Consider the following 22224-nt stretch of genomic DNA (forward strand, 5'->3'; position numbering starts at 1 on the left):
TTAGAGCCGGGTTTTTGCTCAGGTGCCGGGTTAGGCGATTCCCGTAGTTAGGAGATAAAAGTGGCTCGTATCGCTGGCGTCAACATCCCGACCAACAAGCGGGTGGTCATTGCGCTGACCTATATCCATGGCATTGGCAACACCAAGGCCAAGGAAATCTGCGGCACCGTCGGTATCCCGGCCGAGCGCCGCGTGAACGAGCTGACAGACGCCGAGGTCATCCAGATCCGCGAAGCGATCGACCGCGACTATCTGGTCGAAGGCGATCTGCGCCGCGAAGTTTCCATGAACATCAAACGTCTCATGGACCTCGGTTGCTATCGCGGCCTGCGCCACCGCAAGGGCCTGCCGGTGCGCGGCCAGCGGACGCACACCAACGCGCGCACCCGCAAGGGTCCGGCGAAGGCGATTGCCGGCAAGAAGAAGTAACGCCCTAGAGGCATTGAGCCGGGGCGCGTTCCTGCGTTTCCCGCGTGACACGAAGGTTTAAGACGGATGGCTAAGGAAAAGACGCGCGTCAAGCGCAAGGAACGGAAGAATATCTCATCGGGCGTCGCCCATGTGAATTCGACGTTCAACAACACCATGATCACGATCGCGGACGCGCAGGGCAATGCGATTTCCTGGTCGTCGGCCGGGTTGATGGGTTTCAAGGGCAGCCGCAAGTCGACGCCCTTCGCCGCGCAGATGGCGGCGGAAGATGCGGGCAAGAAGGCGATGGAACACGGCATGCGCACCCTCGAGGTCGAGGTGTGCGGTCCGGGTTCGGGCCGCGAGTCGGCGCTTCGCGCGCTGCAGTCGGTCGGCTTCACTGTCACGACCATTCGTGACGTCACGCCGATCCCGCATAATGGTTGCCGTCCGCCGAAGCGGCGCCGCGTCTAACGACCGATATCCGGCCGCTGCCTTTCGGGGCAACCGGCCACGTCCGGGCTCGCACGATTGAATGGTGGAGCGGACGTTAAAGAGATCAGGTGGCGGATGTCTCCCGCCCGGGGCGCTTTCAAGCGTCCCGCAAACGACGACGAGGTACTTAAATTGATCCAGAAGAACTGGGAAGAGCTGATCAAACCGAACAAGCTCGAAATCAATCCGGGCCATGACGCGCAGCGTTTCGCGACGGTCGTGGCAGAGCCGCTTGAGCGGGGCTTCGGCCTGACGCTTGGCAATGCGCTGCGTCGCGTGCTGATGTCGTCGCTGCAGGGCGCGGCCGTCACCGCCGTGCAGATCGACGGTGTGCTGCACGAGTTCTCCTCGATTGCCGGTGTGCGCGAGGACGTGACGGACATCATCCTGAACATCAAGCAGCTTGCGCTGCGCCTTCATGCCGAAGGCCCGAAGCGCATGTCGCTGTCGAAGAAGGGCCCCGGCGTCGTTACCGCCGGCGATATCACCGCCGGTGCGGATATCGAAGTGCTGAACCCCGATCTCGTTCTCTGCACGCTCGACGAGGGCGCCGAGATCCGCATGGAATTCACGGTCGCGCTCGGCAAGGGTTATGTCGCGTCGGATCGCAACCGTCCTGAAGATGCGCCGATCGGCCTGATGCCGGTCGACAGCCTCTACAGCCCGGTGAAGCGCGTTTCCTACAAGGTCGAGAACACCCGTGAGGGCCAGGTTCTCGACTATGACAAGCTCACGCTGCAGATCGAGACCAACGGCGCGATCACGCCGGACGATGCCGTCGCCTATGCCGCGCGCATCCTGCAGGACCAGCTCCAGACCTTCGTGAATTTCGAAGAGCCCGAGCAGAAGCATGTCGAGGAGAGCCGTCCGGAACTCGAGTTCAATGCCGCGCTCCTGAAGAAGGTGGACGAGCTCGAACTCTCCGTTCGGTCGGCCAACTGCCTGAAGAACGACAACATCGTCTATATCGGCGACCTGATCCAGAAGACGGAAAGCGAAATGCTTCGCACTCCGAACTTCGGCCGCAAGTCGCTGAACGAGATCAAGGAAGTTCTCGCCCAGATGGGTCTCCATCTCGGTATGGAAGTTCCGAACTGGCCGCCGGAGAATATCGAAGAACTGGCGAAGCGGTACGAAGATCAGTATTGAAGCATTTTCCGGTCAAGTGGATGCCGGTTAACCGCCGAAAATGCGATACGTGTATAAGTCAACGACTGCCGCGTCCTGACGACGCCGCATAAAACGAGGAGTAGGGCCCATGCGCCACGGAAATTCCGGCCGCAAGCTCAATCGGACCGCAAGCCACCGCAAGGCCATGTTCGCGAACATGGCGATCGCGCTCATCAAGCATGAGCAGATCGTCACGACGCTGCCGAAGGCCAAGGAACTTCGTCCCTATGTCGAAAAGCTCATCACGCTGGGCAAGCGGGGCGACCTGCATGCGCGCCGCCAGGCTTATGCGGCACTGCCGGACAAGGTCTGGGCGGCGAAGCTCTTCGATGTGCTGGGCCCCCGTTACCAGGAGCGTCAGGGCGGTTACATCCGTGTGCTGAAGGCGGGCTTCCGCCACGGCGACAGCGCCCCGATGGCGGTCATCGAGTTCGTCGACCGCGACGAGAGCGCCAAGGGCCAGGATTCCGGCCCCGTCCATGTCGAGGGCGATGAAGAAGCCGCCTGATCCTTCGGGCGCTTCTGAAGATTTAAGGGCGGTGCTTCGGCGCCGCCCTTTTTCTTTGGGCGTTCTCCATGACAACACCGTAACGCTTCCTTCCCCAATTCCTTCTTGTCAGCGTCCACCGGCCCCCGCAAAATTCCCCCGCGGCATCTATCGGGGCTTTTGAGGCCGAATGCCCGTCCTTGTGCCGGGGCGCGCGCAATGGTGGTGGAAATGTTGTCGGAGTCGTCTTACGCGCAAGCGGTCGTCATGGCGCTTGCCGGAATCGTCCTTGTCGCCGTGCTCGCCTTCTTTCCCTGGGCGGCGCGGGCGCAGGACAAGGAAGTGCCTTCAAGCCGCGCGCAGGTGCAGCTCTCTTATGCACCCGTCGTGAAGCGCGTCGCGCCCGCCGTGGTCAATGTCTATACGAAGCGTGTCGTGAAGGAGCAGGCGCGTTCCCCCTTCCTCAACGATCCCTTCTTCCAGCAATTCTTCGGCAACCGCTTCAGCTTCGGCATGCCGCGCGAGCGCGTGCAGCAGTCGCTCGGTTCCGGCGTCATCGTCGACCCGTCGGGCCTCATCGTCACCAACTACCATGTCATCAAGGACGGCCAGCAATTCACCGTTGCGCTGTCGGACCGGCGCGAATTCGAGGCCGAACTCGTTCTCTCCGACGAGCGCACCGACCTTGCCGTGCTGCGGATCGACAATGGCAAGCAGAAGCTGCCGCATCTGACCTTCAAAAATTCGGATTCCGTGGAAGTCGGCGATCTCGTGCTCGCGATCGGCAATCCCTTCGGCGTCGGCCAGACGGTCACGTCGGGCATCGTCTCGGCCTTGGCGCGCACGCATGTCGGCGTCTCCGATTACCAGTTCTTCATTCAGACGGATGCCGCCATCAATCCGGGTAATTCCGGCGGCGCGCTCGTCACGATGGATGGGCGCCTCATCGGCATCAACAGCGCCATCTATTCGCAGACAGGCGGCAGCATCGGCATCGGCTTCGCGATCCCCTCCAACATGGTCGAGAGCGTTGTCGCCTCCGCGCGCGATGGCGATCATGTCCGGCGTCCATGGTTCGGCGCATCGCTGCAGCCGGTCGATGCCGAGCTCGCGCAGTCGCTCGGGCTCGATCGTCCGGGCGGCAGTCTCATCCGCGACATCTATCCCGGCGGTCCGGCGGACAAGGCGGGGCTGAAAGTCGGCGACGTTATCCGCGCCATTGATGGCTTCGATGTCGAAGAGCCTCAGGCGGTGCGCTACCGTTTCGCTACCAAGGGGCTCGGCGGTAAGGTGAATGTCGGCTATAGCCGGGACGGCGCGCGGCGCGAAACGCAGGTGGCGCTCATCGCGCCGCCGGAAGACCCGCCTGCCGATGAAACGAAAATCGCCGGCCGCAATCCCTTCGCCGGCGCCACCGCCGCCAATCTCTCGCCCGCGATAGCCGACAAGCTCGGTCTCGACATTGTGGGAGAGCAGGGCGTCGTCATCGTGAATGTCGAGCCCGGCTCCGCCGCCAATCAGGTCCAGTTCCAGCGCGGCGATATCATCGTCGAAGTCGCGGCCACGAAAATCGCCACGGTGCGCGACCTCGTCCGCATCACCGCCGCCACACGTCCGCAATGGGACTTCGCCATCAAACGCGGCGACCGCGTCTTCTCCGCGACGGTGGGCGGCTAACCGCCAACTTCCCACCCTCCCCTTGGGGGAGGGTCAAACCGCTGCAAGCGGTTTGGGGCGGGGTCTCCGCGGAAGCCTCAGATACAATCGATAGCTGGTGTCCGGATCAGCGCCGCGACCCCGCCCGAAATTTGTTTCGCTCACGCTCACAAATTGTCGACCCTCCCCCAAGGGGAGGGTGGGAACCGAGATCAGCCTAAGACCCTTCTTGCTCGCCCATCTGCGACTGCAGGTAATTCTGCAGCCCGATCGACTTCACCAGTTCGAGCTGGGTTTCGAGGAAGTCGATATGCTCTTCCTCGTCCTCCAGAATGGCCTCGAAGATTTCGCGGCTCACATAGTCGCGCGCCTGCTCGCAATAGGCGACGGCCTCCTTGTAGAAGGCGTGGCCCTCATATTCGAGCTTCAGGTCGCATTCCATGCATTCGACGACCGTTTCGCCGATCAGCAGCTTGTCCAGGTCCTGCAGGTTCGGCAGGCCATCGAGGAAGAGAATCCGCTCGATCAGCTTGTCGGCATGCTTCATCTCATCGATCGATTCGCGATATTCGACCTCGCCAAGCTTCGTGAAGCCCCAGTTCCGGAACATCCGGGCGTGCAGGAAATACTGATTAATGGCTGTCAATTCGAGCTTCAGGGCCTTGTTCAGGAACTCGATGACCTTGGCATCGCCGCGCATATTCGACCTCATTCATTGGCATCTGCCATGAGGGTATGCCGGACGCGCGTCAGATCAAACCGCATTTTGAAAAAATGCAGCAATTACAATCAGTTGCGAATGAGTTTGAGAGTATCTCGCGGAAGTCAGTCGGCGGCGGCGAGGAGGTTCGCCACCGTGGCGTTGCTGCGGGCTTCCTCGATATAGGAGGCCAGCGCCGGCAGGCAGCGGCCGCATTGGGGCTTGCAGCCCATGGCGCGGTGAACGGCGGCGGGGGTTTCCAGATGCGGGGCCTCGGCCAGCGTCTCGCGGACGGTCCGGCAGTTCTTGGCATTGCACACGCAAACGATCATCTGAACTCGTTTCCTGCCCCGGCTTTTGGCCAAATCCAAGGGTTTTCCCCTTGGGAGGGCGTACCCTGCCAAATGTGCGAATGGTTTGCAATAGCGTTGTGAATGCGAATCCATTGCATAAATGTCGCAGGGGCGCGGGGCCCGTGAGGGTCCGCCGGAAACGTGCTAGATAGCGGCCCATGAGCAATCTTTTTGAAGCCGCCGGAATGGACGAGGGGGCGCCGCGCCCGCTGGCCGACAGGCTGCGGCCGAAGGTGCTTGAGGAAGTTGTGGGGCAGGAGCACCTGATCGGCCCCAAGGGCCCGCTCGGGCGCATGCTCGCGCAGGGCCATCTCTCCTCGGTGATTTTCTGGGGCCCGCCCGGCACCGGTAAGACCACCATCGCGCGCCTGCTGGCGGATCGCGTGGGGCTTCATTTCGAGCCCATGTCGGCGATCTTCTCAGGCGTCGCCGATCTCAAGAAAATCTTCGAGGCGGCGCGCGGCCGCCGCTCCACCGGCAAGGGCACGCTTCTCTTCGTCGACGAGATCCACCGCTTCAACCGCGCCCAGCAGGACAGTTTCCTGCCCGTCATGGAGGACGGCACGGTAACGCTGGTCGGCGCCACCACCGAGAACCCATCCTTCGAGCTCAACGCCGCTCTGCTCTCACGCGCGCAGGTACTCGTCCTCAACCGGCTGGACGACGCGGCGCTCGAAGAACTTCTGTCGCGCGCGGAAGCGTTCTATGGCGAGAGCCTTCCGCTCACGGAGGATGCCCGCGCCTCGCTCCGCGCGATGGCGGATGGCGACGGCCGTTATGCGCTCAATCTCGCGGAGGAGGTTCACGCGCTCCGGGCCGTCGAGCCGATGGATACGGCGGCCCTCATCACCGCCGTGCAGCGCCGCGCACCCCTTTACGACAAGGGGCGGGAAGGGCACTACAATCTCGTCAGCGCGCTCCACAAGTCGATCCGGGGCTCCGATTGCGATGCTGCGCTCTACTGGCTGGCGCGCATGCTGGTCGGCGGCGAAGAGCCGCTCTATATTGCCCGCCGCCTCGTCCGCGCCGCCATCGAGGATATCGGTCTCGCGGACCCAGAAGCCGTGCATCAGGCGCTCGCCGCGAAGGATGTATTCGATTTTCTCGGTGCGCCGGAAGGCGAGCTGGCGCTGGCGCAGGCGACGATCTATCTCGCCACCGCGCCGAAGTCGAACGCCGCCTATGCCGCCTTCGGCGCGGCGAAGCGGTCCGCTCGCGACACAGGCTCCGTCGCGCCGCCCGCGCATATTCTCAATGCGCCGACAAAGCTCATGAAAGAGCTTGGCTATGGCGCCGGCTACGAATACGACCACGACGCGCCGCAGGCTTTTTCCGGTCAGGACTATTTCCCGGAGGAAGTCGGGCGGCAGGAATTCTATCAACCCGTCGAGCGCGGCTTCGAGCGCGAGATCGGCAAACGGCTCGCCTATTGGCGCAAGTTGAGAGAGGAGAGGGAAGCATGAACACCGTTCTCGCGGTTGCCGCCGGCGGCGCTATCGGCGCGGGCGCTCGTCATCTTTTCAATCTTCAGATGCTGCGTCTCCTCGGCCCCAATTTTCCCTGGGGCACGTTCGGCGTGAATGTTATCGGCTCACTCGTGATGGGGCTCGTTGTCGGCGCCTTTGCACTCCGCTCCGACCTCTCGCCCGAGGTGCGCAGCTTCATCACAACAGGCATTCTCGGCGGCTTCACCACCTTCTCCGCCTTCTCGCTCGATGCAGCCAACATGATGGAGCGCGGCGATTTCGGCCTTTCCGCGCTTTACATGGCGGGCTCCGTCGCCGGCGCGGTCGGCGCACTTTTCATTGGCCTCTGGATCGCAAGGGCGCTTTTTCCGGCATGAATCAGGTATCTCAACTAGACGTTACGGAAGAAGAAGACGGCGTTCGTCTCGACCGCTGGTTCAAGCGGCGTTTCCCCATGCTCACGCATGGCCGCCTCGAAAAGCTGCTGCGGACAGGGCAGGTGCGGGTCGACGGCGCGCGGGCAAAGGCCAATGCGCGCCTCGCCACGGGCCAGGTCGTGCGCGTACCGCCGCTCGGCGAGGATGCGGACAAGCAGGCGCCGAAGGCGGTCCATGCCCCGAGCGTCGACGATGCGGAGATGCTGCGTGCGAACGTCATCTACAAGGATAAATCCGTCCTTGTACTGAACAAACCTGTCGGCCTCGCCGTGCAGGGCGGCACCAAGACGGAGCGGCATCTAGATGGAATGCTCGATGCGCTCATCTTCGACGCAAAGGAGCGGCCGCGCCTCGTTCACCGTCTCGACCGCGACACATCCGGCGTCCTCGTGCTCGCCCGTACCGCCAAGGCGGCAGCGGCGCTCGCGCAGGCGTTCAAGCAGAAGGACGCGCAGAAGATCTACTGGGCGCTTGTTGTCGGCGTGCCGGTGCCGCGTCAAGGCACCATCGACCTCGCGCTGTCGAAGCAGGGCGGTCCGCGCGCCGAGCGCGTCTTTGCGGCAAAGCGCGGTGACGAGGGCGCGCGCGATGCCGTCACCCATTTTTCTACCGTCTCCACCGCCGCGCATACGCTCGCCTGGGTCGCCTTCATGCCGCTCACCGGCCGCACGCACCAGATCCGCGCCCACGCCGCCGCCATCGAAACGCCCATCGTCGGCGACGGCAAATATGGCGGCGTCAACGCGCATCCGGGCGGCGAGATCCCGCGCAAGCTTCACCTTCACGCGCGCTCCATCGACATCGCCCATCCCGATGGCGGGCGCCTGCACGTTGAAGCCGACCTGCCGCCGCACATGAAGACAAGCTGGAAACTGCTCGGCTTCGATGAGCGCGACGCGAAAGATGCCTTTGCGGGGTTGGAGGCGTAATGGCTTTTCCCCTCCGCCTCGTCGTCTTCGATTGCGACGGAACGCTGATCGACAGCCAGCATATGATCGTCGCCGCCATGGCCCATGCCTTCGAGACGTATGGGCTCGAAAACCTGCCGCGCGAGAAGGTGCTCTCCATTGTCGGCCTCTCGCTCGACGAGGCGATCCATGCGCTGGTGCCCGATGTCGAGGAGCCGCTTCGCCGCCGCCTTACCGAGGCCTACAAGGGCGCTTTCCACGAATTGCGCAACCGCAAGGAGCTCGCCGAGCCGCTTTTCCCCGGCGTGCGCGAGACGCTGGAGGCGCTCGCCGCGCGCGAGAACGTGCTGCTCGGCATCGCCACCGGCAAGTCGCAGCGGGGCCTCCGCCACGCGCTCGAAACGCATGAACTCGGTCATTATTTCGTCACGTTGCAGACGGCGGATGACGCGCCTTCCAAGCCCCATCCTGAAATGCTCCGCCGCGCCATGCGGGCGGCGGGCGCGGATGCGCGAGACACCGTGCTGGTCGGCGATACGAGCTACGACATGGCGATGGCGCGGGCGGCGGGCGCGCATGCGTTCGGCGTCGATTGGGGCTATCATGCGCCGGAGATGCTGCGCGTCGCCGGCGCCGATATCGTGCTGTCGGATTTTTCCGGCCTCGCCCCGGCGCTCGATGCGATCTGGACTGACAGCAATGTCAAAGAGACGGAACCCGCCGGAGGAGCATAGACCATGAGAAAATTTCTTCGATTTGTCGTCGTTCTCGCCTTGCTCGTCGCCGGCGGGCTCTATGCGCTCACCTTTGTCGATCTCGGCCGCTTCAAGCCGCAGATCGAGGCGGCGGCGCAGGATGCAACGGGCCGTACACTGAAGATCGAAGGGCCGCTCAATATCGGCTTCTCGCTGGTGCCGACGGTCGTCACGGAGAAGATCAGCTTCCAGAACGCGGATTGGGGCACCAGGCCGCAGATGGTCACGGCGGAAAAACTCCGCCTCCAGCTCGCGCTGCTGCCGCTCCTCACTGGCAATGTCGATGTCCGCGAGGTCACGCTCGAAGGGGCGGATGTCTATCTCGAAACCGACAGGCGCGGCCGGGGCAACTGGGAGTTCGGCGAGGCGGGCGCGCAGCCGGCGGCAGATGAAAGCGCGGGCGGCGGCATGTCGCTGGCCGGTGTACCGCAGATCGAAATCCGCAACCTCGCAATCGCCTATCGCGATGGTCAGACAGGCAAGGTCAGCGACGGCTCTTTCGAGGAAGTTTCGCTGCTGGACCGCGCGGGCGGCTTCCATGTGGTGGTCGAGGGCATAGTCACGGGCTCGAAGGTTTCCTTCAGCGCCGATGTCGAGGGCGACATGCAGCAGGCGACCTTGAGCGACGCCTCCCTCACCGTCGCCGGTACCAGCATCGGCGGCGACCTCGCGCTCGACATGCGCAACCGTCCGAAGCTGACCGGCGCGCTCTCCGGCACCGCCTTCGACGTCACGCCCTTCCTTTCGGGCGGTGGCGAAGGCAAGGGCGGTCCCGTCTTCAGCCGCGATCCGCTGCCGCTCGATGCGCTCACGGTCGCCGATGCCGACATCGATCTCACGCTGGGCGAGCTGCGCTATGGCAAGGTCAGCCTCACAAGTCTCAAGCTGCCGCTGAAGCTCACGGGTGGCAAGCTCGCGGCGCCGCTCACCGCGGAATATCGCGGTTCGCCGGTCAAGCTCGCCATCAATGCGGATGGCGGCGCAAATCGCGTCAATGTCGATGTGAACGCGGCGAATTTCGACATCGGCAAATTGCTCGCCGATCTCGATGTCAGCACCATGCTGAATGCCCGTGCAGATTTCGGCGCCAAGCTCGCGGGCGGCGGCAAGTCGATGCATGCCATCGCATCCTCTCTTTCCGGCCAGACCAACCTTGTCATCGGCAAGGGCACGATCAATTCGCGCGCGCTCGCCATCGTTTCGGACGATCTCGTGAATGTGCTGATCCCGAATGGCGAAAGCGGCGAAACGGCGCAGCTCACCTGCGCCATCAGCCGGTTCGATTTCCAGGGCGGCGTCGGCAAGGCGACGGCACTGGCGCTCGAAACCAACACGCTGCTGACGACGGGCTCCGGCACGGTCGATCTCGGCAAGGAACGGGTGGATCTCCTCTTCAAGCCGAAGCCCAAAAAGGCGAGCCTCGTCAGTCTCGCTTTCCCTGTCCGCCTCTCTGGCCCGCTCACATCGCCCACCGCCGGCCTCGATCGCACGGGCGTCGTCACAGGCGTTGCCACCGCCGTCGCCGGTACGGCGCTCACCGGCGGCATCGGCGCGCTCCTGCCGTTGATGAGCACAGGCTCGTCCGTTGTCTCGGGCGGCGATTGCGCTGCCGCCGCCGCCGCCGCAAAGGAATCCTCCGGCGGCATCACCGGCACGATCGGCGGCGCGGCCGAAGGCGCCGCCAAGGGCGCGGGCGATGTCCTCGAAGGCATCGGCAAGGGCCTCGGCGGCATCTTCGGGAACTGAGGAGAGGGAAGACAAAGGTACGAATGACCGACAACGCCAACGATAACGACAAGGCCGAAGACGCCGCCGCCGCCATCTTCGATCTCGCGCGCAACCGCTCGCTGGATGAACAGGTCGCGCATCCTGGCCGCGAGAAGCGCCGCGTGCTGAAGCGTTTCTACAAAAAGGCCGAAGCGGGTCCGCATGAAAAGGGCCACGCGATCCTGCTCGACGGACGCGCCGTGAAGACGCCCGCGAAGGAGCCGCTCGCGGTGCCGGTTCTGGCGCTCGCCCGCGCCATCGCCGATGAGTGGGAGGCGCAGGCGGAAGAGATAGACCCGCGCGCCATGAAGCTCACAAAGCTCGCCAACACCGCCATCGATCTCGTCGCGCCGCGCCGCGAGGCGGTGATCGCCGAACTCGTGAACTTCGCCGCCACCGATCTCCTCTGCTACCGCGCCGATGCGCCCGCCGCTCTGGCGGCGCGGCAGGCGGCGGCGTGGGAGCCGCTTCTTGCCTGGGCGGCCGGGCAGGGCATCCGCCTCCGCGTCACCACAGGCCTCATGCATGTCCCGCAGGATGAGGCGGCGCTCGATGCCTATGGCGCTTCCGTAGCCGCGCTCGATCCGTTCCGCATTGCCGGGCTTCATAACGCCGTCACGCTCACCGGCTCCGCAATCATCGGCCTCGCCGTCGCGCTTGGTCATATCGGCCCCGAGGCCGCTTTCGAAACCGCTCATATCGATGAAACATGGCAGATGGAAATCTGCGGCGAGGACGATGAAGAACTCGCCCGTCTCGCCGCCCGCCGCGCCGAACTTCTGGAAACCGCCCGTTTCCTCGCCCTCATGGATGCCTGACGCAGCGTTTCCCCGCTCTTCAGCCGCTCCGCGGGCAAGCTTTGCCCCGCCCATAGGAATGGCGGCCAAGCCATTGGCAAAAAGGAGATTTCGGTGCTATTCAGGTCGCCTCGCGCGACGCGATTTCGCCAGCGGGCCGCTCTCCACAAGCCCGCTTCCCGGCGTTCAGTAAAAGGTATCAGGCCGCCCAAGAAAGCGGCTTCTGCGGTTATGAGGGGGCGGCATGAAGGACATTCTTCGTCGGCTTGAAGAGCGGCGTCAGGAGGCGCGGGCAGGCGGCGGTCAAAAGCGGATCGACGCACAGCACGCCAAGGGAAAGCTCACCGCGCGCGAGCGCATCGAGCTGCTGCTCGACGAGGGCTCCTTCGAGGAGTTCGACATGTTCGTCGAACATGACTGCGCCGATTTCGGCATGGAGAAGCAGAAGATTCCCGGCGACGGCGTGGTGACGGGCTGGGGCACGGTGAATGGCCGCCCGGTCTATCTCTTTGTGAAGGACTTCACGGTCTTTGGCGGCTCGCTCTCGCGGGCCCATGCCAAGAAGATGACCAAGGTGCAGGACATGGCGCTGAAGACCGGCGCCCCCATCATCGGCCTCTTCGATGCCGGCGGCGCGCGCATCCAGGAAGGCGTGGACGCGCTTGGCGGCTATGGCGACGTCTTCACGCGCAACGTCATGGCGTCCGGCGTCATCCCGCAGATTTCCGTCATCATGGGCCCCTGCGCCGGCGGCGACGTCTATTCGCCCGCCATGACCGACTTCATCTTCATGGTTCGCGACACCTCCTACATGTTCGTGACAGGCCCCGACGTCGTGAAGACGGTGACGAATGAAACCGTCACCTCGGAGCAGCTCGGCGGCGCCTCCATCCACACCACCAAATCCTCCGTCGCCGATGGCGCCTGGGACAATGACGTGATCGCGATGACGCAGATCCGCCGTCTCGTGGATTTCCTGCCGCTCTCCAACAAGGACGAGGTGCCGGAACGTCCCTTCTTCGACGAGCCGAACCGCATCGAATACTCGCTCGATACGATCATCCCGGCCAATCCGAACATGCCCTACGATATGAAGGAGCTGATCCTGAAGGTCGTGGATGAAAGCGACTTCTTCGAAATTCAGGAGAGCTTCGCGAAGAACATCGTCACCGGCTTTGCGCGCATCGAGGGCCGCACCGTCGGCATCGTCGCCAACCAGCCGATGGTTCTCGCCGGCGTGCTCGATTCCGACGCCAGCCGCAAGGCCGCGCGCTTCGTGCGCTTCTGCGACTGCTTCTCCATCCCGATCGTCACCTTCGTCGACGTGCCGGGCTTCCTTCCGGGCACCGCGCAGGAATATGGCGGCCTCATCAAGCATGGCGCGAAGCTTCTCTTCGCCTATACGGAAGCGACCGTGCCGAAAGTCACCGTCATCACGCGCAAGGCCTATGGCGGCGCCTATGACGTCATGGCCTCGAAGCATATCCGCGGCGACCTCAACTATGCCTGGCCCACCGCCGAAATCGCGGTCATGGGCGCCAAGGGCGCGGTGGAAATCATCCATCGCCAGGACATCAAGGACCCGGAAAAGATCGCGGCTCATACCAAGGCCTATGAAGACCGCTTCCTCAATCCCTTCGTCGCGGCCGAGCGCGGCTATATCGACGAAGTCATCATGCCGCATTCCACAAGGCCGCGCATCGCGCGCGCCCTCGCGCTCCTCCGCCACAAGGAGCTCGAGAACCCGTGGAAAAAGCACGACAACATTCCGCTCTGAGAGGCGATCCCATGTTCAAGAAAATCCTGATCGCCAACCGGGGCGAAATCGCCTGCCGCGTGATGAAGACCGCGAAGAAGATGGGCATCGCGACGGTGGCCGTCTATTCCGACGCCGACAAGGACGCGCTCCATGTCGAGATGGCGGACGAGGCGGTGCATATCGGTCCGCCCGCCGCATCCGAATCCTATCTCGTCATCGACAAGATCATCGCCGCCTGCAAGGAGACCGGCGCCGAGGCGGTTCATCCCGGCTACGGCTTCCTGTCGGAGAACGCGAAATTCGCGCAGGCGCTGAAGGATAACGGCATCGCCTTTATCGGCCCGAACATCAAGGCCGTGGAGGTGATGGGCGACAAGATCGAGTCGAAGAAATTCGCCAACGCCGCCAAAGTCAACACGGTGCCGGGCTATCTCGGCGTCATCAAGGATGTTGCCGAAGCCACGAAGATCGCCAATGAGATCGGCTATCCGGTCATGATCAAGGCGTCCGCTGGCGGCGGCGGCAAGGGCATGCGCATCGCCTGGTCGGAAAAGGAAGTCGCGGACGGTTTCACGTCGTCCATGTCTGAAGCGAAATCCTCCTTCGGCGACGATCGCGTCTTCATCGAGAAATTCGTGACGCAGCCGCGCCACATCGAAATCCAGGTGCTCGGCGACAAGCATGGCAACGTGATCTATGTGATGGAGCGCGAATGCTCCATCCAGCGCCGCAACCAGAAGGTCATCGAAGAGGCGCCGTCGCCCTTCCTCGACGAAGCGACGCGCAAGGCGATGGGCGAGCAGTCCGTCGCGCTGGCGAAAGCCGTGAACTACGAAAGCGCGGGCACCGTCGAATTCATCGTCGACAAGGACCGCAATTTCTACTTCCTCGAAATGAACACGCGGCTCCAGGTCGAGCATCCGGTAACGGAGCTCATCACCGGCATCGACCTCGTGGAACAGATGATCCGCGTCGCCTATGGCGAGAAGCTCTCGATCAAGCAATCGGATGTGAAGATCAAGGGCTGGGCGATCGAAAGCCGCGTCTATGCGGAAGATCCCTATCGCAATTTCCTGCCCTCGACCGGCCGCCTTGTGCGCTACCAGCCGCCCGCCGAAGGCACGCATAACGGCCTCACCATCCGCAACGATACCGGCGTCTATGAAGGCGGCGAGATATCGATGTTCTACGATCCGATGATCGCCAAGCTCTGCACGCATGGGCCGGATCGTCTCGCCGCCATCGACCACATGGCGGTCGCGCTCGACCAGTTCCACATTCAGGGCATCCAGCACAACATTCCCTTCGTGAACGCGATCATGGAGCATCCGCGTTTCCGCGAGGGCCGCATCACGACGGGCTTCATCGCCGAGGAATATCCGGACGGCTTCCACGGCGTGCCCATGTCGGACGACCGCGCGGTGAAGCTCGCCGCCATCGCCGTCTTCATGAACGAGGTTCATGCCGCCCGCGCGGTGCAGATCACCGGCCAGCTCGCCAACCGGCCGCGCAAGCTGCCGAAGGATTGGGTCGTCTCGGTCGATGACTGGACGCAGCGCGTCTCGGTCGAGGAGACCGGCGGCGCCTGCCGCGTCGTCTTCCTCGACGATGAAGGCGGCCGCAAGGAAACGCATCTCGTGCGCTCGGAATGGGTGCCGGGTCAGGCCGTCTTCCGCGGCGAGGTCGATGGCGTCACCATGGTGGTCGAGATCGTGCGCGCCAAGCAGGGCTATCACCTGCGCTATCGCGGCGGCTCCTCCCATGCCGTCGTCCGCACGGCCGTGGGCCACCGCCTCAATGCGCTGATGCCGGAGAAGGTCGCGGCCGATACCTCGAAGCTGCTCCTCTGCCCGATGCCCGGCCTTGTGAAAGCCATTCACGTCGAGGTCGGCCAGGAGGTAAAGGCGGGCGAGGCGCTGGCCGTCGTCGAGGCGATGAAGATGGAAAACATCCTCCGCGCCGAAAGCGACTGCACGGTCGAGAAGATCAACGCCGCCCCCGGCGACAGCCTCGCCGTCGACGCCGTCATCATGGAATTCGCGTAGGCCCCTCACCCTTCCGCCGTCTGACGACGGCTCCCTCCCTCTCCCCAAAGGGGAGAGGGAAGAAAGCGGCGCCCGTCACCTCCCTCTCCCCTCGGGGAGAGGGGTGAAGGGTGTCTTGCGGCACGCAAGCGAAAAGGTCAGGTGGACCTTTTCGACCCCTGAACGCCCGCCGAAGGTGGGAAGGGTGAGGGGGCGCCACAACCTCATCACCCCAACCCTGTCTCCCGCCCCCCTCCCGCGCTATAGTCCCTCCGGGGCACGGAAACGGAAGGAGACATCATGCGCGGCGGCATCCGGTCGGCAGCTTTCATTCTGGCTTTCCTGTTCGCGGGCGGCCCGGCCCTTGCCGCGCCCGAGGCGCCTGCCAGCCGCGCCATCCAGTGGCAGAGCGGCGACGATGTCTTCACGGCCGCCGAAGAACTCACCATCGACCGGAAGGTCGCCGGCTCGCTGACGGCCGCCGGCCAGATCGTCATTCTCACCCGCGATGCCGAAGTGGCGGGCGATGCCTGGATCGCGGCGCGCCGCGCCGCCGTCGAGGGCGAGCTTGACGGCGATCTCTCGATCCGCGCCCAGGAGGCGCTGGTCAACGGCCATGTGAAGGGCAACGTCACTTTCTACGGCCTCGAACTCGCGCTCGGCCCCGATGCGCGGATCGACGGCGATGTCGATTACTACGCCCCCTCCACCGCGCGGATCGACGAAGGCGCGCGCGTTGCGGGCGCCGTCAACGGCAATGCGTTCGAGACGGGCAGGGGCTATGAAAGGCGCGCCGAAATGCGCGATCGCTGGCGCGAGGATCATATGCGCGCGCAGGAAGAAAGCCGCGGCCTCGCCGCGCCCGGCTATCACATGACGGCGGGCGGCGCGGTCATTTTCGGCGTGCTCGCCATCCTCTTCGCGCTCGCCGCGCCCGTCACCGCGCGGCGGATGCGAGACGGGCTTGTCGGCGAGCCGGCGCTTGCGGGCGGGCTGGGGCTTCTCTGGCTGGTCGGCGTGCCCGTACTCATCGTCCTCGTCGCCATCAGCATTGTCGGCTTGCCGCTCGCCTTCCTGCTGCTGCTGCTCTGGCCGCTCGGCATGATCTTCGGTCTTGTCGCGATGCTCGTCGCTGTCGGCGAGCTCATCGCCAGCCGCCTGCGCGAGGTCGGCAAGGGCACGCTCGGCCGCATCGTCGGCATCATCATCGCCACGGCGCTGGTCTGGATCGGCATCTCGATCCCCTTCCTCGGCGCGCTCATCTGGCTCGCCGCCGTCGCGCTCGGCATCGGCCTCCTCTATATCGGCTTTCGCACGATCGAGCGCACGCCATTGTGAGCCTCGCAGCGGACGAAATCGCCGCCCATCCCGATATTCTCGCCGCGAGCCGGCGCCAGTCCGTCGCGATGAACGCCGCCTATCGAGTTATGAGTGGGGAGGAGGGGAGAGTGGGGAGGGTGGGAAGATCGGATAATCTTATCCCCGCGCACTTGTCCCCGGTGCCGCAAGACGAATCCCGGCGAAAGGGTCGGGGATAACTGGTCATAAATCCGTATACGGATTATATGAAAGTGTGATTTGCGACGGTTCGGTGACAGTCGCGTGACAGTTCCTGATCCATCATGAGGGGATAGGCCCGCAAGTCGCGTTGCGGAAACGGAAATCGGACTTGTCCCCGTTTTCATCCGCCCACTGACGAAATCAGCCTCTTCCGAACACGTCCCGGAAGGTCTTTTTGAGGGCCAGGTCGACATCGGCCATTGTCGCGGTGTGTCCGAGATCGGCGAGGCTTGTCACGCCGAACTGGCTTATCCCGCAAGGCACGATCCCCGAAAAGTGATCGAGGTCCGGCTCGACGTTCAGGCTAACCCCATGAAACGTCACCCATTTCCGGATGCGCACGCCGATGGCGGCAATCTTGTCTTCCGCCGTCAGGCCCTTTTCCGGCCGTTTGACCCATACGCCCACGCGGTCCGGCCGCGTCTCGCCGGTCACGTTGAATTCCGCCAAAGTCGCGATCAGCCAGCGTTCGAGGTCCTGCACATAGGCGCGCACGTCGGGCTTCCGCCGTTTCAGGTCCAGCATGACATAGGCCACGCGCTGGCCTGGCCCGTGATAGGTGTACTGTCCGCCGCGCCCTGTGCTGAAGACGGGAAAGCGTTTGGGATCAAGGAGATCGGTCTCATCGGCGCTGGTGCCGGCGGTGTAGAGGGCAGGGTGTTCGAGCAGCCAGACCAGCTCCGGCGCCGTCCCTTCCGCAATCGCCGCCGCGCGTGCCTCCATGGTTTTCACCGCCTCCTCGTACGGCACGGGAAGGTCGGAAATCCGCCATTCCGGGGCTTCCAGCGTCGTTTCGTCGAGGGCGAGGGGCTTAACCATGAAGTAACTCTAGCATGCGAGTTTAGGCACTGTGTAATGGCGTACCGGGCAAGTGGGGCTCAGCGTGAATTCCGTCAATAATGTCTTCGTCGAACTCTCCGTCGTGCTTGGCAAGTCGACCATGCCGATCCATCAGCTGTTGAAGATGGGGCGCGGCGCGGTGATCGAGCTCGGTACCCGGCAGGATGAGGAAATCTGGGTCCTCGCCAACAATGTGCCGATCGCGCGCGGTGAAATTATAGTGCAGGGAGAACGGGTTGCGGTTTCGATCACCACCGTTCTGGCGGGCGGCGAGAGCTAGTCATTTCCCCCTTTTCGCTATCGGACAAGGACCCTTCAGGGGTCCTTTTTTGTATTTATCTTTTTATCTATGTGAAATGTAATATTATACGGACGTGAGTTGAATTATACGGCATAGTTGTTATGTCTAACGGGAATTAAGCGCGGGTTCGCGCCCGAAAGCCACCTTGGGAGGTGCGCATGTTTCCGATCCTGATCGATCTTGCCTCCCTGAAAGTGGTCCTTGTCGCCGAAGGCGAAGTGGCTGAAAAGCGTCTCGCCGCGCTCGATGCAGCGGGGGCGGCCCATCTCGAGGTCTATTCGCAGGCGCCCACGGCGACGCTGGCGAAGCAGGCGGGAAAGCGGCTCAAGGGCGCGCGCCCCGCTTCGGAAGCCCTTCAGGAGGCTCATATCGTCTTCCTGGCGGGTCTTGACGACAGGGAGAGTGCCGCGCTGGCGGGCAAGGCGAGGGCCGCAGGGCGCCTCGTGAATACGGAAGATGTGAAGCCGCTCTGCGACTTTCATGTTCCCTCGATCCTCAGGCGCGGCGATCTCACGATCTCCGTGTCGACCGGCGGCAAGTCCCCCGGTCTCGCACGGCGGCTGAGGCGGCACCTGGAGGGTCTCTTCGGACCTGAATGGGCCGGGCGGCTCGATGAACTCGGCCGGCAGCGCAAGGCATGGCGCGCCGAAGGCATCGAAATCGCGGAAATCGGCCGCAGGGTCGATGCCTATATCGAAGAGAAAGGCTGGCTGTCATGACAGCGATTGATTTGAGGCGGCGCCCCGGCACCGCGGCGATGGATGAAGGGCGCGCGGCCATCATGGACGCGGCGACCGTGACCTCGCCCGCGCTTGCGCGGCTTCGCGAAAGCCATAAAGGCCTTGGCGGCGTTGAACTTCTCGAGGCGATGATCAAGACCGAGTTTCCCGGCAAGATCGCGGTCGTCTCGTCGTTCGGCGCGGAATCGGCCGTCCTTCTGCACATGGTCGCGCAGGTCGATCCGACGACGCCGGTCATTTTTCTCAATACCGGCAAGCTCTTCGGCGAAACGCTTCGCTTCCGCGACCGCCTGCAGGAAAAGCTCGGCCTGACCGATATTCGCGCCGTCGGCCCGCACCCGGCCGACCTGGCCGCGAAGGACCCGAATGGCGGCTTGTGGAATGCCGATCCCGATGCCTGCTGCTATGTCCGCAAGGTTCTCCCCCTTGAGCGGGCCCTTGCGGGTTTCGATGCGTCGATCACCGGCCGCAAGCGCTTCCAGACCAACGCGCGGGCCGGCATGGACCCGATCGAAGAGGAGAAGATTCGCGGCACCGGCGTGCCCGGTTCGGATGCCGGCACCCGCTTCAAGATCAATCCCCTTTCCTATTGGGGGCAGGACGATCTCGAACGCTACATGGACGAGTACAAGCTGCCCCGCCATCCGCTGGTGAAGGACAACTACCTCTCCATCGGCTGCATGCCCTGCACGGAGCGTGTTCCGGAGGGCGGTTCCTATCGCGATGGCCGCTGGGTCGGGCGCGACAAGGACGAGTGCGGCATCCACCTGCCGAACAATCTGGACGGCGACGGCATTTAGGTCTTGGCCGGTGCTATTTGCCGCTTGAGCAAGCGTCAGGGATTTGTTACATCCGCCCGGCTCACGAGACATGCGGTCGTGGCGGAATTGGTAGACGCGCAGCGTTGAGGTCGCTGTGGGGTAACTCCCGTGGAAGTTCGAGTCTTCTCGACCGCACCATAACAAGCCCGGCCTTCTGGCCGGGCTTTTTACTTCCCGGTCCTATTGCATTTTTCGCGGTTTGGTCCGCTTTTTTCCACCTGTCGCGGCTGGCGGGCTCAGGGCAAATAACGCACACTCGCCGCAGTTTACGAGTGCGATTCAATCGGGGAGCAGCGCCGTTTGGCCGAACCGACACCCACCAACACATTGGACGACGCTGCGGAGGAGGCCCTTTCGCCGGCCTTCGTTCGTTCGGTCGTGGACGCGGTGGACCGGGCCGACAAGACGCTGGTCCGTCAGCTTGTGTTGCCGCTCCGGACGGCCGACCTTGCGGAACTTCTCGAATTGTTGCGGCCGGACGAGCGCCAGGATCTGGTGGAAATGCTCGGCACGGACTTCAATCCCGAGGTCCTCAGCGAACTGGACGAAAGCGTCCGCGACCATGTGATCGAACTGCTCGATCCGAAAGACCTCGCCGCGGCGCTGACCGAAATGGATTCGGACGACGCCGTCTATCTTCTCGAGGATATGGACGAGGCGGAGCAACGCCTGATCCTCGATCAGCTTCCCGCCAGCGAACGCGCCGCCCTTGAACAGTCGCTCGACTATCCCGAGTACAGCGCAGGCCGCCTCATGCAGCGCGAGCTCGTCGCCGTGCCGCCTCATTGGGACGTCGGCCAGACGCTCGACTATCTGCGGGAAGCGGAAGAGCTGCCGCATGAATTCTACGAAATCTTCGTCGTGGATCCGGCCTACAAGCCCGTGGGCACCGTCCCGTTGTCGCGCGTCACACGCTCCAAGCGGCCGGTCCTGATCTCCGAAATCATGGAGACGGAACAGACACTTATTCCGGTGGAGATGGACCAGGAAGAAGTGGCGCTGCAGTTCACCAAGTACGACCTGATCTCCGCCGCCGTGGTTGATGAAGGCGGGCGGCTCGTCGGCGTCGTGACCGTCGATGACATCGTGGAAGTTATCAGCGAGGAAGCAGCCGAGGATATCCGTCTGCTTGCCGGTCTTGGCGAGGAATCGATATCGGACTCGGTGCTGCAGACGAGCCGCAGCCGCGTTCCCTGGCTGATGGTCAATCTCGTTACAGCGACGCTTGCAGCTGCGGTGATCGCGCTTTTCGACGCCACCATCGAAAAGATGGTCGCTCTTGCCGTTCTGATGCCGATCGTCGCCTCGATGGGCGGCAATGCAGGCACACAGACCATGACGGTCACGGTGCGGGCGCTCGCGACGCGCGATCTTGTCCATTTCAATGCGCGCAGGACAATTGCGCGCGAGTTTTTTGTGGGCGTTCTCAACGGAATGATCTTCGCGTTGATTCTTGGCGGGCTCTCCGCCCTTTTGTTTGGAAACGAATGGCTCGGGGCGGTCTTTGCCGGCGCGATAATGATCAATCTCGTGGTCGCGAGCCTGACCGGCATTCTCATTCCCCTGGGGCTTGATAAGCTCGGTGCCGATCCGGCGGTCTCGTCTGCTGTTTTCGTGACGACGATGACGGATGTCGTGGGGTTCTTCTCGTTTCTGGGACTTGCGGCGCTGATTTTGTTCTATTGAGGCTGAGTGGCGGCAGGAGGAATTGAAATGTCCAGCGGGTGTCATTCGAACCGCGTTTTGGCGCTGGTGTTTCTCTGCCTGTTGGCGCCGGGCGCGGCGGCGGCAGAAAGTTGGCGCGACGGTTCTCCAATGACCACAGGCCGTGCCTTTGCGGGTGGAGCGCTGGTCGGCAATGAGCTCTATGTCATCGGCGGCGACAGCACCTCCGGTCCGCGTAACGTCGCGGAAATTTACGACATGCGCGGTGATATCTGGCGTGCATCGCCGGGTCTTCCGGTCGGCCTGCAGCAATTCGGTATCGCGGAGCTAAACGGGAAGCTTTACGTCTCCGGCGGCTATGAGGCGCCGCAGGCCGGGCGCCCTGAATTCGGAGCGTTTGGCGAAATTCTTCCGCCCACCACAGAAGGCGGCGATACCGCGCAGACATGGATATACGATCCGCAGATCGGTACATGGGTAAACGGTCCCCAATTGCCCGCTGCGCGGGCAGGGCATGGCGCTGCGGTGGTGGATGGCAAAATCTATACGCTCGGTGGCCGCGGCTCCGATGCGCAGCGTGTGCTGGTCTATGACCCGGGCAGCAACCGCTGGAGCGCGACGGGGGAGGCCATGCCGGCGCCGCGCGTGGCGGCGGCGACAGTCGCTGTCGGCGACCGCATCTACGTCATCGGCGGATTGAGCAACGGCGTTGCGACAGCACGCGTGGACATTTTCGACACAGCGAGCGGCCGTTGGCAGAGCGGCCCGCAACTGCCTGAAGCCCGCTCCGGCCATGTTGCCGCGCTGGTGGGTGGGAAGCTGCATGTAACGGGTGGCGAGCAGCGCCGTCCGCCACGTACCTTTGGCGATCATTTCATTCTCGATGCCGAAGCCGGATCATGGAGCCGTGCCGTGCCGATGCCCAATCCGCGGCACGGTGCGGTCGCGGCGGCTGTTGACGGGAAGTTCGTCGTGGTCGGCGGCAGTCCGGGTGCCGGTGTTTATACCGTCTTCACGGAATCCGACGTGGTGGACATCTACTCCGCCGATTAGGCACGCTCCATGCCCAATACGGGGTAGTGACGGCACGAAAAGGGCGCGGCAAAGTCGCC

The 22224-nt window shown here is 63.5% G+C and carries 22 protein-coding genes and 1 tRNA gene; 20 read left to right on the forward strand and 3 right to left on the reverse strand.

Going from position 1 to position 22224, the window contains the following annotated elements; genetic code table 11:
* Positions 1–60 precede the first annotated feature (60 nt).
* From rpsM to PLAV_RS14015, 5 genes are all read left to right on the forward strand, one after another.
* Positions 61–429 (forward strand): 30S ribosomal protein S13, encoded by a 369-nt coding sequence (rpsM, locus tag PLAV_RS13995; RefSeq protein WP_012111680.1) that lies wholly within the window; start codon positions 61–63, stop codon positions 427–429.
* A 66-nt stretch (positions 430–495) separates the two neighbouring features.
* Positions 496–885: a 30S ribosomal protein S11 gene (gene rpsK / locus PLAV_RS14000; RefSeq protein ID WP_012111681.1), complete on the forward strand. Its 390-nt coding sequence runs from the start codon at positions 496–498 to the stop codon at positions 883–885.
* 96 nt (positions 886–981) lie between these two features.
* Positions 982–2055: a DNA-directed RNA polymerase subunit alpha gene (locus PLAV_RS14005; RefSeq protein WP_012111682.1), complete on the forward strand. Its 1074-nt coding sequence runs from the start codon at positions 982–984 to the stop codon at positions 2053–2055.
* Positions 2056–2164: 109 nt separating this feature from the next.
* Complete coding sequence (gene rplQ, locus PLAV_RS14010; protein WP_012111683.1) at positions 2165–2584, forward strand: 50S ribosomal protein L17; 420 nt, start codon at positions 2165–2167, stop codon at positions 2582–2584.
* A gap of 198 nt (positions 2585–2782) precedes the next feature.
* On the forward strand, positions 2783–4240 hold the full coding sequence (locus PLAV_RS14015) for a DegQ family serine endoprotease (protein ID WP_012111684.1): 1458 nt from the start codon (positions 2783–2785) through the stop codon (positions 4238–4240).
* A gap of 196 nt (positions 4241–4436) precedes the next feature.
* Here the strand turns inward: PLAV_RS14015 and bfr are convergent, their stop codons facing one another.
* Complete coding sequence (gene bfr, locus PLAV_RS14020) at positions 4437–4919, reverse strand: bacterioferritin (RefSeq protein ID WP_012111685.1); 483 nt, start codon at positions 4917–4919, stop codon at positions 4437–4439.
* A gap of 125 nt (positions 4920–5044) precedes the next feature.
* Positions 5045–5251 carry a (2Fe-2S)-binding protein gene (locus tag PLAV_RS19695; protein ID WP_012111686.1) on the reverse strand — a complete coding sequence of 69 codons (207 nt, stop codon included), beginning with the start codon at positions 5249–5251 and terminating at the stop codon, positions 5045–5047.
* 179 nt (positions 5252–5430) lie between these two features.
* On the opposite strand from PLAV_RS19695, the gene PLAV_RS14030 reads away from it, so the two are divergent.
* The 9 genes from PLAV_RS14030 (at position 5431) to PLAV_RS14070 (ending at position 16523) form a co-directional block, all read left to right on the forward strand.
* Complete coding sequence (locus PLAV_RS14030) at positions 5431–6735, forward strand: replication-associated recombination protein A (RefSeq protein ID WP_012111687.1); 1305 nt, start codon at positions 5431–5433, stop codon at positions 6733–6735.
* Complete coding sequence (gene crcB / locus PLAV_RS14035) at positions 6732–7115, forward strand: fluoride efflux transporter CrcB (protein WP_012111688.1); 384 nt, start codon at positions 6732–6734, stop codon at positions 7113–7115. Before PLAV_RS14030 ends, crcB begins: the two co-directional genes overlap by 4 nt.
* On the forward strand, positions 7112–8104 hold the full coding sequence (locus PLAV_RS14040; protein ID WP_012111689.1) for an RluA family pseudouridine synthase: 993 nt from the start codon (positions 7112–7114) through the stop codon (positions 8102–8104). Before crcB ends, PLAV_RS14040 begins: the two co-directional genes overlap by 4 nt.
* Entirely contained in the window at positions 8104–8817 is a 714-nt protein-coding gene (locus PLAV_RS14045; RefSeq protein ID WP_012111690.1) for an HAD family hydrolase, read from the forward strand. Before PLAV_RS14040 ends, PLAV_RS14045 begins: the two co-directional genes overlap by 1 nt.
* A 3-nt stretch (positions 8818–8820) precedes the next feature.
* Positions 8821–10584 carry an AsmA family protein gene (locus tag PLAV_RS14050; RefSeq protein ID WP_012111691.1) on the forward strand — a complete coding sequence of 588 codons (1764 nt, stop codon included), beginning with the start codon at positions 8821–8823 and terminating at the stop codon, positions 10582–10584.
* Between the two features lie 23 nt (positions 10585–10607).
* Positions 10608–11423 (forward strand): ATP12 family chaperone protein, encoded by an 816-nt coding sequence (locus PLAV_RS14055; protein ID WP_012111692.1) that lies wholly within the window; start codon positions 10608–10610, stop codon positions 11421–11423.
* 223 nt (positions 11424–11646) lie between these two features.
* Positions 11647–13179, forward strand: a complete 1533-nt coding sequence (locus tag PLAV_RS14060) for an acyl-CoA carboxylase subunit beta (RefSeq protein WP_012111693.1) — start codon at positions 11647–11649, stop codon at positions 13177–13179.
* Between the two features lie 11 nt (positions 13180–13190).
* Positions 13191–15206: an acetyl-CoA carboxylase biotin carboxylase subunit gene (locus tag PLAV_RS14065; RefSeq protein ID WP_012111694.1), complete on the forward strand. Its 2016-nt coding sequence runs from the start codon at positions 13191–13193 to the stop codon at positions 15204–15206.
* A gap of 279 nt (positions 15207–15485) precedes the next feature.
* Positions 15486–16523, forward strand: coding sequence for a bactofilin family protein (locus PLAV_RS14070; protein ID WP_012111695.1), 1038 nt, complete (start codon positions 15486–15488; stop codon positions 16521–16523).
* 363 nt (positions 16524–16886) lie between these two features.
* On the opposite strand, the gene lipB is transcribed toward PLAV_RS14070, so the two are convergent.
* Positions 16887–17564: a lipoyl(octanoyl) transferase LipB gene (lipB, locus tag PLAV_RS14075; protein WP_012111696.1), complete on the reverse strand. Its 678-nt coding sequence runs from the start codon at positions 17562–17564 to the stop codon at positions 16887–16889.
* Between the two features lie 64 nt (positions 17565–17628).
* Here lipB and PLAV_RS14080 point away from each other — a divergent pair, with 64 nt between their 5' ends.
* The 6 genes from PLAV_RS14080 to PLAV_RS14105 all read left to right on the forward strand — a co-directional run bounded on the left by PLAV_RS14080 (position 17629) and on the right by PLAV_RS14105 (position 22165).
* On the forward strand, positions 17629–17865 hold the full coding sequence (locus tag PLAV_RS14080) for a FliM/FliN family flagellar motor switch protein (protein ID WP_012111697.1): 237 nt from the start codon (positions 17629–17631) through the stop codon (positions 17863–17865).
* Between the two features lie 179 nt (positions 17866–18044).
* Positions 18045–18605, forward strand: coding sequence for a precorrin-2 dehydrogenase/sirohydrochlorin ferrochelatase family protein (locus PLAV_RS14085; protein WP_012111698.1), 561 nt, complete (start codon positions 18045–18047; stop codon positions 18603–18605).
* Positions 18602–19426: a phosphoadenylyl-sulfate reductase gene (locus tag PLAV_RS14090; protein ID WP_245545152.1), complete on the forward strand. Its 825-nt coding sequence runs from the start codon at positions 18602–18604 to the stop codon at positions 19424–19426. Before PLAV_RS14085 ends, PLAV_RS14090 begins: the two co-directional genes overlap by 4 nt.
* 72 nt (positions 19427–19498) lie before the next feature.
* Positions 19499–19585, forward strand: a tRNA-Leu gene (locus PLAV_RS14095).
* 162 nt (positions 19586–19747) lie between these two features.
* On the forward strand, positions 19748–21133 hold the full coding sequence (gene mgtE / locus PLAV_RS14100) for a magnesium transporter (protein ID WP_012111700.1): 1386 nt from the start codon (positions 19748–19750) through the stop codon (positions 21131–21133).
* A gap of 27 nt (positions 21134–21160) precedes the next feature.
* The gene (locus tag PLAV_RS14105; RefSeq protein ID WP_012111702.1) at positions 21161–22165 is read left to right on the forward strand and encodes a Kelch repeat-containing protein; all 1005 of its coding nucleotides are present in this window, start codon (positions 21161–21163) and stop codon (positions 22163–22165) included.
* Positions 22166–22224: the final 59 nt, after the last annotated feature.

Source organism: Parvibaculum lavamentivorans DS-1 (genome assembly GCF_000017565.1).
Lineage (GTDB): Bacteria > Pseudomonadota > Alphaproteobacteria > Parvibaculales > Parvibaculaceae > Parvibaculum > Parvibaculum lavamentivorans.